At 44.5% G+C, this 10,100-nt stretch carries 9 protein-coding genes; 8 read left to right on the plus strand and 1 reads right to left on the minus strand.

Annotation, left to right across the window (positions count from 1 at the left end):
- Positions 1-42 precede the first annotated feature (42 nt).
- The 7 genes from IDJ77_RS27095 to IDJ77_RS27125 all read left to right on the plus strand — a co-directional run bounded on the left by IDJ77_RS27095 (position 43) and on the right by IDJ77_RS27125 (position 6,947).
- A complete protein-coding gene (locus IDJ77_RS27095) occupies positions 43-2,241 on the plus strand; it encodes a tetratricopeptide repeat-containing hybrid sensor histidine kinase/response regulator (protein WP_191192133.1) in 2,199 nt (732 codons plus the stop codon).
- A gap of 85 nt (positions 2,242-2,326) precedes the next feature.
- Positions 2,327-3,118 (plus strand): shikimate dehydrogenase family protein, encoded by a 792-nt coding sequence (locus tag IDJ77_RS27100; RefSeq protein ID WP_191192134.1) that lies wholly within the window; start codon positions 2,327-2,329, stop codon positions 3,116-3,118.
- A 4-nt stretch (positions 3,119-3,122) separates the two neighbouring features.
- Complete coding sequence (gene gldD / locus IDJ77_RS27105; RefSeq protein ID WP_191192135.1) at positions 3,123-3,701, plus strand: gliding motility lipoprotein GldD; 579 nt, start codon at positions 3,123-3,125, stop codon at positions 3,699-3,701.
- Positions 3,702-3,821: 120 nt separating this feature from the next.
- Positions 3,822-4,457, plus strand: a complete 636-nt coding sequence (locus IDJ77_RS27110) for an MBL fold metallo-hydrolase (RefSeq protein ID WP_191192136.1) — start codon at positions 3,822-3,824, stop codon at positions 4,455-4,457.
- 3 nt (positions 4,458-4,460) lie between these two features.
- Positions 4,461-5,687: an FtsX-like permease family protein gene (locus tag IDJ77_RS27115; protein WP_191192137.1), complete on the plus strand. Its 1,227-nt coding sequence runs from the start codon at positions 4,461-4,463 to the stop codon at positions 5,685-5,687.
- A 163-nt stretch (positions 5,688-5,850) separates the two neighbouring features.
- Positions 5,851-6,231 (plus strand): 30S ribosome-binding factor RbfA, encoded by a 381-nt coding sequence (gene rbfA, locus IDJ77_RS27120; protein WP_191192138.1) that lies wholly within the window; start codon positions 5,851-5,853, stop codon positions 6,229-6,231.
- Between the two features lie 5 nt (positions 6,232-6,236).
- The gene (locus IDJ77_RS27125; protein ID WP_191192139.1) at positions 6,237-6,947 is read left to right on the plus strand and encodes a peptidoglycan DD-metalloendopeptidase family protein; all 711 of its coding nucleotides are present in this window, start codon (positions 6,237-6,239) and stop codon (positions 6,945-6,947) included.
- Here IDJ77_RS27125 and IDJ77_RS27130 read toward each other — a convergent pair.
- Complete coding sequence (locus IDJ77_RS27130; RefSeq protein ID WP_191192140.1) at positions 6,934-8,814, minus strand: DUF4153 domain-containing protein; 1,881 nt, start codon at positions 8,812-8,814, stop codon at positions 6,934-6,936. The two genes, IDJ77_RS27125 and IDJ77_RS27130, sit on opposite strands and share 14 nt — an antisense overlap.
- A gap of 126 nt (positions 8,815-8,940) precedes the next feature.
- On the opposite strand from IDJ77_RS27130, the gene IDJ77_RS27135 reads away from it, so the two are divergent.
- Entirely contained in the window at positions 8,941-9,924 is a 984-nt protein-coding gene (locus IDJ77_RS27135) for a pyruvate dehydrogenase complex E1 component subunit beta (RefSeq protein ID WP_191192141.1), read from the plus strand.
- Positions 9,925-10,100 lie beyond the last annotated feature (176 nt).

Below are 10,100 nucleotides of genomic sequence, written 5' to 3' on the forward strand. Positions count from 1 at the left end.
TAAATTAATATTCAGTATATTAGTATTGTATAAAAACGGATAATGGAGGCTGCAGACACTACGGAATACGGCACCATCAACCAATTGCTGGATGATGCATACAGCAACCGTGTCCACAATTTAAAATACAGCGTAAAGCTGGCCACCGAAGCCCTTATGCTGAGCCGGAAATGGGCCGAAAAGCCGCTTATAGGTAAAAGCCTGAACCAGCTTTCGTTATTTTATATGATACAGGGAGCCCATAAGCGCTCGGTAAATATGGCCAAGGAAGCCATTCGCTATTTTGAAGAACTGCAGGACGACCGGGGCATTGCTGATGCCAAATACAGCATAGCAGGCGTTTATTATAAAACAGATAATTACCATTTAGGGCTCATCTGCCTTTTTGATTGCCTTAAAATATACCGCAAGTACCAGGATCACCACAACCAGGCGCGTACCTTAAAATCATTGGGCACCATATACGAATACTTTGGCGACCCTAAAAACGCCGTACGTTCTTACGAATCGGCCATAGAAGCCGCCCGCCGGGTAAAAGACCTTAACTTGGTATCAAACGCGTACAATCCGCTCTCGGGCATTTACCTTAACCAGGGTAAGGTAGAAAAGGCCCTGCGTATTATCCAGGAATCTATCGCCATAAAATCAAAAACGGGCGATATACGGGGGCTGGCTTTTGCTTTATACGGGCGTGGAAAGGTTTACGCGTTTACCGGTCGGCTGCAGGAGGCCGAGAACGATTATAAAAACGCCATAGAGATCCATGTAAACGCCGGCGAAAAGCTGGGGCTTGGGATGGCCTACCAAAAAATGGGCGAACTATATATTGCCATGGGGCGGTTAGATAAAGCCAAGGCCATCCTGCAAAAGTGCCTCGATTTTTGCAACCGGTATACTATAGCCATTATACGCTTTAAATGCAATTACCTGCTTTACCAGGTAAGTAAAATGGAGAACGACACGGTGAAATCATTAGAATATCTGGAACTTTACCTGCATCAGAAGGAAGCCGTTATTAATACCCAAACCCTTAAAGTGATTGAGAATTACGAGCTCATCACCAAAATGGAATCGCTGGAGAAGGAAGCAAAACTACAGAAAGAGCGGGAGGCCAACGAAGAAAAGCAAAAGCGCGCCGAGCAATCTGCCCGGATGAAGCAGGAGTTTTTATCAACCATGAGCCACGAGATACGTACGCCGCTAAACGCGGTTACTACCATCTCTGGCATGATAACCGCCAAATCTGCGTATGATGAGGAGCTGATGGAGGCGCTAAAGTCGGCATCAAACAACCTGCTGCTGGTAATAAATGATATTTTAGATTTTACAAAACTCGATTCGGGTAAGGTAGAGTTGCAAAACCGTGCCTGCCTGCTCCAGGACCTGCTGGAAAGTGTAATTAAAACCTATAGCAGCCTTGCCCATAAAAAAGGGGTGGAACTTTTGCTGAGTAAAGACCCCGCGTTGGCTGATTGCTACGAGCTTGACGAAACCAAGCTGTCGCAGATCTTGGGTAACCTTATCAGCAACGCTGTGAAATATACGGATAACGGCAAGGTTGTTTTAAGTCTTCGGAAAATAGCCGTTAACGAGCAGATGGACAACATCCGGTTTAGTGTAGTAGATACCGGAACAGGTATACCCGAGGAGTATTTTGAAGAAATATTCGAAAGCTTTTCGCAGCCAAAAGCTATTACCACACGCAAGCATGGAGGCTCGGGGCTTGGCCTGGCCATCGTAAAAAAGCTTACCGGGCTTTATGGCAGCAATGTAACCGTAAGAAGTAAAATTGGAGCTGGCTCCGAATTCACCTTTGATATCGAACTAAAACCGGCCAACATACCCGGCAGGGTGGCCCCCCTATCTGTTGAAGGGCTAAAAGGTAAAACCGTTTTGCTAGCAGAGGATAACATGATCAACGCTATGGTTGCCCGCAAGTTGCTGGCCAATTGGGGTATCGAATCAGAGCATGCTATAAACGGGATGGAAGCGGTAGAAAAAGCACAGCTAAAAACCTTCGATTTTATTTTGATGGATATCCACATGCCCGGCATGAATGGCTTTGATGCAACTGAGCAGATCCGCCTGAACGGAAGCCTGAATAAAGCCACCCCGGTTTTTGCGCTAACAGCCGATATTACCGCCGAAAGCAACGAGGACTATAAAAATTACTTCACAGGTTTCCTGCGTAAACCAATTGAAATTGACCGCCTGTATATGGCGCTGCTGCAGGTATCCTGAAGCGGGGAGATAAAAAATTATAAATCTTCGCGCTTTGTTGCTAATATTACCGTTATCAATTTATCCTGTTTATTTCCGCCAAAAAATGAAAAATTACGGGCTTATCGGCTTTCCGCTTTCGCACTCTTTCTCTAAAAAATACTTTACAGAAAAATTTATTGCCGAAAAGATAACGGACGCGGCTTATGACCTGTACCCCCTGGAAAATATTGACGAATTACCTGCATTGTTGCACAAGAACCCAAACCTGTGCGGTTTGAATGTGACCATCCCCCACAAGGTAAATGTAATGAAGCACCTGGACTGGATAGAGCACGATGCCAAAAATGCCGGCGCGGTAAACTGTATAAAAGTAATATCAGAAAGCCCGGTATCTGCAGCATTTTCGGGTGAGTTGGGCATAAAGGGGCACGATTTTAGGCTGGAAGGATACAATACCGATATATATGGTTTTGAGGGATCGTTAAGTCCGTTGCTGAGCAGCCACCATGATAAAGCTTTGATATTAGGCGATGGCGGCGCGGCAAAGGCCGTAAAATGTGTGCTCGAAAACAAGGGGATAGACCACGTATCTGTTACCCGAAAACCCGGGAAAGGCAATATTTTGTTTACGGACCTCACGGAAAAGCATATTAAAGAGTACAAACTCATTATTAATACAACACCTATAGGCACCTATCCAAATGTGGACGAATGCCCGCCCATACCGTACGATGCCATCACCAGCGATCACCTTCTGTTCGACCTGGTGTACAACCCCCCACTCACCCTGTTTTTACAAAAAGGAGATGAGCGCCGTGCAACCACCAAAAATGGTTACGAGATGCTGGTGCTACAAGCCGAAAAAGCATGGGAGATTTGGAACTCAAATGATTAATAAAATGAAATACCCGGCCCTTTTTATAGCTGTTTTATTGATCGCTTCCTGTGGCGGCGCGCCCGATTACTCGCCAAAGCCACGGGGCTATTTCCGTATCATTTACCCCGAAAAAAAATACCAGGCATATACCGAAGGATGCCCTTTTACTTTTGATTACCCCCAGTACGGCACCATAGAACCCGATAGATCGCGCGGGGCAAAGCCCTGCTGGCAAAATATCCAGTTCCCGCAGTTTAACGCAACACTACATTTAAGCTATCAGCCGGTAACCTCGCCAAAAGAATTTAACGAACTGGTAGAAGATGCGCACAAGCTAAGCTTTAAGCACACCGTAAAAGCCACATCAATAGACGAAGCGGCAATTGCCTACCCCGAAAGAAACGTATACGGCATTTATTATACCATCGATGGGAATGCCGCCTCGTCGGCACAATTTTTCCTGACGGATAGTACTAAACACTACCTGCGCGGCGCTTTATATTTTAATTCGGAACCCCGTTTAGATTCGATACAACCTGTTTTGAACTTTTTGAAGAAGGATGTGGATGTAATGATAAAAACGTTTAAGTGGAAGAAATAAGTGGAGGTAAAAGGAGAAAGGTAAAGTGTAAAAGGTTATTTGCACACGTAACCTAAACCGCTTGCAAAACCTTTAACCTTTTACCTCTGACCTTTCACCTTAAAAAAGTAGCTTTGCGCCATGGCAAAAGTTCAATCCTTTGTAAATAACCCTTACCAGGAGAATACCTACATTTTATTCGACGATAGCAAGGAGTGCGTGATCATCGATCCCGGCATGTATACCGCCGCGGAGCAAAACACCGTCGTCGGCTTTATAAAAGAAAACGGATTAAAACCCGTTTTGCTGCTAAACACCCATTGCCATGTAGACCATGTGTTGGGCAATCGCTTTGTGTTCGACCAGTATGGCTTGAAACCCCAATTTCATGAAGGCGAATCGGAAACGTTAGCGGCGGTAGTTGCTTATGCCCCGGCTATGGGTTTCAGGTATGATGCTTCACCTTTGCCGGATGAATTTTTGCCTGAAGAAGGAACGATAAGCTTTGGCAATACCCAATTGCAATTGATATTCGCCCCCGGCCATTCGCCGGCGCACTTGTGTTTTTATGACAAGGATGCTAATATTTTGATAGGTGGCGACGTGCTTTTCCGTAACAGCATTGGCCGTACGGACCTGCCGGGTGGAAACTACAGTCAGCTGATAAAAAATATCGAAGAAAAACTTTTTCTGCTGCCCGATGATTGTACCGTATATCCCGGCCACGGCCCCGAAACAACTATCGGCTACGAGAAACAACACAATCCTTATTTATAAGATTTGAACACGTCCATTTACATAGCCAAACGGTACCTGTTCAGCAAGAAACAGACGCACGCTATCAATATCATATCGGGCATATCTATGCTTGGGGTGTTGGTAGGCAGCGCAGCGCTTATTATTATCCTCTCGGTATTTAACGGGTTCGAGAAGGTGATCCTGTCCATGTACAGTGATTTTACACCCGAAATAAAAATTGAGCCCCGCCTGGGCAAAACGTTCGACCCTAATACTTCTTATTTAACGCATTTAAGCAAAGACGGGCGTATATTTTCATACACCTATGTGTTGCAGGACAAAGTGCTGATAAAGTATGGGGATAAACCCTTTATCGCATCTATAAAAGGGGTAAGCGACGATTTTTTGAAGAACAAGGACCTGGATAGTACTATCCAATACGGATCGTTTACACTAAAGGATAGCGGCTACCAGTTTGCAGTGATCGGTACCACTATCCAAAGCAGCCTGGGAGTAAGTTTAAAAGACCAGTTTACGCCACTGCAGATCTATTCGCCAAGGCGTACATCCGGGAACGCTACCAACCCGATGAACGATTTTATTTTCCGTACTATCCTTCCCTCCGGCGTATTTGGTATCCAGCAGGACTTTGATAACCTGATGGTAACCCCGATAGAGTTTACGCGCGAATTGCTGGATGAGCCCAGGAACGTGTCATCGGTAGAAATAAATTTTAAACCCGGCACTAATGTGGACGACGTGCAGGACGAGATCCAGGAAAAAATAGGCGATAACTTCATCGTAAAAAACCGGAAGGAGCAAAACACCGAGCTCTATAAAACCATCAATTACGAGCGCTGGTCGATATTTATGATCCTCACCTTTGTGCTTATTATCGCTATCTTCAACATCATCGGCTCGCTCACTATGCTGGTGATCGATAAGCGAAAAGATATCGCCATTTTAACCAGCCTGGGTGCCCATAGAGGGTTGATACAGGGCATCTTCTTTTTTGAGGGGATGATGATATCCGCTATTGGTTGTGTTACGGGTGTTGTACTTGGCACCATTGTATGTCTGCTTCAGCTACAGTTCAACTTTGTAAAAATGGGGGCAAAGCTATCCGTATTAGATGCCTACCCGGTGGCGTTTAAGGCAAGCGATTTTTTGCTTGTTTTTGTTACCGTTGGCGTTATAGCGGTTATCGCATCGGGGATTAGCGCAAGGCTAAGCGTAAAGGGACTGGATGAGATAAAGCAGGATTTGTAGGAAGTGGTGAATGGAGAGTGGTTTTTGAATTTCCCTCTTGAGTGCCAATGTTAAAAATAATTAAATCATTAAAAATCAGCGGTCAAATTTATTAGCTTTATCTTTTTGCCGATATATACATATTAATTCAAACTCATTAGCCTAAACGGCGTTATCAATCATCATGGAATCAAAACGTCAGCAAAAATTTGCCGGGGTAATCCAACAGGACCTGGCCGCCATATTTCAACGCGAGGGCATGAACTACCTGCCCAATACTTTAGTAACCATCACCAAAGTACGTGTTACGCCCGATCTGGCCATCGCCCGCATATTTCTTAGCTTTTTTAACGGAACCGACAACCAGCACGCCCTGGCAGCTATAAAACTGCATGCATCAGAGATCCGCTATAAATTGGGCGCCCGCATAAAAGACCAGGTACGCGTTATACCGCAACTGGAATTTTTTGTTGATGATACCAGCGAATACGTGGAACGGATGGATAAAATTTTCGACAAGATAAGCAAGGAAGAGCGCCAGCCCGACACTACCGACGAAAGCTAAACCCAATGGGCGCTACCGAAAAATTAGCGGCATGCCTGGCCAAATACCGGGGCGTTGTTGGTAAAGTTGTGGATTTTGATGCAGCTAACGACAGGTTGTTCGCGCTTGATCTAACCGCCGCCAACACAGAGTTGGACCCGGATATGGTTGCTGATACCGAAGCTTTCACTATTTACATTAACAAAAAACTTGCGGGAAGCAATTGCCGTTATGCTATTGGCGGTTATATGGAGCATCGTACCATTTATGCCCGCAGCGCGCATTTTGATACAGAAGACGAACCCCGCCGCCTGCATTTAGGTGTTGATATCTGGGGCGATGCAGGCACACCGGTTTATTCGCCATTAGCAGGCATTGTGCATAGCTTCCGCGATAACGATAATTTCGGCGATTACGGGCCAACCATTATTTTACAGCATACTTTGGATGGGGGCATTCTGTATAGCTTGTATGGGCATTTAAGCCGCTCAAGTTTGAAAGGATTGGCAACAGGGCAGCCAATAGCACCCACCCAGCAGATAGCCACCCTGGGCAGGGCCGATGAAAATGGACACTGGCCGCCGCACCTGCATTTTCAGCTGATGCTGGATATTGACGATGCCAAAGGCGATTACCCCGGCGTAGGCAAGTTTTCTGAAAAGGATACTTTGTTGAACAACATCCCCGATCCGGCGCTAATACTAAAGTTTTCAGGTATCGGCACTACTGCTTTTTAACAAGATAATTGGCGTCGATATAATCTATATCAAAATCACGGTTATTGGTGCTGAAATTTAACTGATTGATTTTTAATATTACTGTGTAGCCCTTTATCTCTTGTGTCAATGTTAGCAGGCTATCTGATAATACAACAGGCCTGTTTGGATCAGGTGTGGTTTTAAGCTCTTTTATTTTCAAAATCTTTTCTGCCACCTTATGTACGTTGAAATATGCCGTAGTATTGCCTATTTGTAGTGAATACAGGGCCTGATCAGAAACCGACTGCTTGCATTCAATTCCGTCAATTTTAAACTTAGAAGTATCGCTATATACCCTGTTCTCATTGATAATATAATCGAACCCTTTTATCACGGTAACCTTTGTGTTGTCCCTCGCATAACTGTGAATTTTTAACGGGTCCGGGTTGTATGGTTCGTCCTCGCCGTTATAATATTCTGAAAACTTGTTTAGCCCAAGTTGTTTTTTTGTCCACTCCAGCTTCGCATACCGCACACCATAATTGGTATTATCCATTGCATCTAACTTATCCTTGTGTATAGCCAGCGAATCGCTCACTTTATCCAGGTCCTGGTTAAAATAAGGTTGCAACGACTGTAGGCCATGCTTATAAATAAGATAGCTTAAGTCGGCAACTATTTTGCTGCCATCCTTCCGGCTTATCTTTGTGCTGTCAATTGCCATTAACTTGCCATCTTTAAATGCGTTATGCTTTTTAAAGGTTTCTACGAGGATCCTTCGCTGGGAGTACATGGCTACGGAAAACGCGCTTTGCGGGCCATACACCGATAGCAGTATAAACAGGGATAAGGATATAGGGATAAGTTTAATGCTCTGTTTTTTCGCAATGAGGAAATACAAATTGATAAACAGCAACCAAACGGCCAGCATTAATAAAAAGTAGCGCATCTCTGTTATTCCGTACCTGAAAACACGCGTGCCTGCCGCTGCAAATAATAGTGCCAGCAAGGGGATGAGGAAAAAATAAAAATAGCGGGTATAAGTTTTAAGCCATTTATTCTCCTCCTTTTCGCGGATAGGGTAAACCAGCAAAAGAGATAAAATGCCAAATACCGCATAGCCTAATATTAAATTAGATACGAGGCCTTTAGGCAGCTGCCACTGCACCAGTATTTTTACTTCGTATGCCAGTAAGATAACCACATAAACAGTAGCCAGCGGTATAAGCACATATTGCGTAAAAACCTTTAAACCTTTAGGATAACTATCGTCGGTATCCAGGCCTACAAAATCATCAGGCACGCCCGACAGGAAGAACAGGGTGCTAAATATGCCCGCTATCCAGGTGAAAAGTATAGAGAAGGTATCCCATTCGAATTTAAAGTTGAACAGGAAATTCATGGCGCCAATTGCCGCCGCAAGGCCCGCAAACAACACAATTCCATATAAGGCACCTGTTAAAAACCGTAAGAAAAGTGTTTTATTAAACTGCCAGAAACCTTGTATATGTCCCTTATCGGTAAAAGCGGCATAAGCCACCGCTAAATGCAGCGAAAGGCTGAACAGCACAAACCTAATGTAATCTGCCTCGTGCTCGCCGGGGTTTATCACAAATAAAAGCAGTAAAGCAACTATAGCCGCAACGGCCCTTATTAAAAGTTTTTTGCTGCCGGTTATAGTTTTGCTCTCTGTAAACAAAGTTGCCGATAAACTAAGCAGCAAGCCCAAATTGGCAACTAAAATAGTCCGCAGGCTCCAGTTTTCCTGTACCCGGCTGGTGTAAGTGAGTTCTATTTTTACGGTTGCGGCAATGGTTCCTGCAAGTGCGAACAACGATTCGAACGGGAAACGTTCTACGGTACGGCCCGCGCTTTGGAACAGGTTTTTTACTGATGGGAACTTCATTTATGACCGGTTTGGTTACGGCAATGTAACAAATAATATATAAACAATAAGTGTGCAATGTGCCTAATTGCATTTTCCACATTTTGATTATATTTGCCATCGCAAAAAACTTCATTTTATACAATAATGAGAGAAATACAATTCAGAGAAGCGCTTAGAGAAGCCATGCAGGAAGAAATGCGCAAGGACGAAAATATATACCTGATGGGTGAAGAGGTTGCCGAATATAACGGTGCCTACAAAGTAAGCCAGGGTATGTTGGACGAATTTGGCGCTAAACGCGTAATAGATACGCCCATCTCTGAATTAGGTTTTGCCGGTATAGGCATAGGTTCGGCCATGAATGGTTTAAAACCTATTATCGAGTTCATGACGTTTAACTTCTCGCTGGTTGCTATCGACCAGATCATTAACGGCGCAGCCAAGATCATGAGCATGAGCGGTGGCCAGTTTTCGGTGCCTATCGTATTCCGCGGCCCAACAGGCAACGCGGGTATGCTAAGCTCGCAGCACAGCCAGTGCTTTGAGAACTGGTACGCAAACTGCCCGGGCTTAAAGGTGGTTGTACCATCAAACCCTGCCGATGCAAAAGGCCTGTTAAAATCTGCTATTATCGATCCCGATCCGGTTATTTTTATGGAATCGGAATTGATGTATGGCGATAAAGGCGAAGTGCCCGAAGAAACCTACTATACACCAATAGGCAAGGCTGCTGTAACTAAAGAAGGCAGCGATGTTACCTTAGTTGGTTTTGGTAAAATAATGAAAGTAGTTAACGCTGCTGCTGCCGAGCTTGAAAAAGAAGGTATCCACGCAGAAGTTATCGACTTACGTACCGTACGACCTATCGACTATCCTTGCATCATCGAATCGGTTAAGAAAACCAACCGTTTGGTAATTGTAGAAGAAAGCTGGCCTTTAGGCTCTATCGCTACAGAAATTGCCTTCAAAGTACAGAAAGACGCGTTTGATTATTTGGATGCACCTATCCTGCGCATCATGGGCGGCGATGTGCCATTGCCTTATGCACCAACCCTGATACAGGAATACCTGCCAAACCCCGAGCGTGTAATTAAAGCAGTTAAAGAGGTAATGTACGTTACAAAATAATTGTAACCATCAGATATTCTAAAGCCTTCCCAAATTTGGGAAGGCTTTTTTGTTTAGAGTGTCCCGTCCTGAAATAAGTTGACACCCAAGTTGACTTATATGAAAGAAAGAAAAAAACAAAGCGATCGGCGCAGTCAGCGCGATTATAGCCTTGCCTTTAAGTTGCAGGTTGTTCA

The organism is Mucilaginibacter pankratovii (assembly GCF_014773265.1).
Classification (GTDB): domain Bacteria; phylum Bacteroidota; class Bacteroidia; order Sphingobacteriales; family Sphingobacteriaceae; genus Mucilaginibacter; species Mucilaginibacter pankratovii.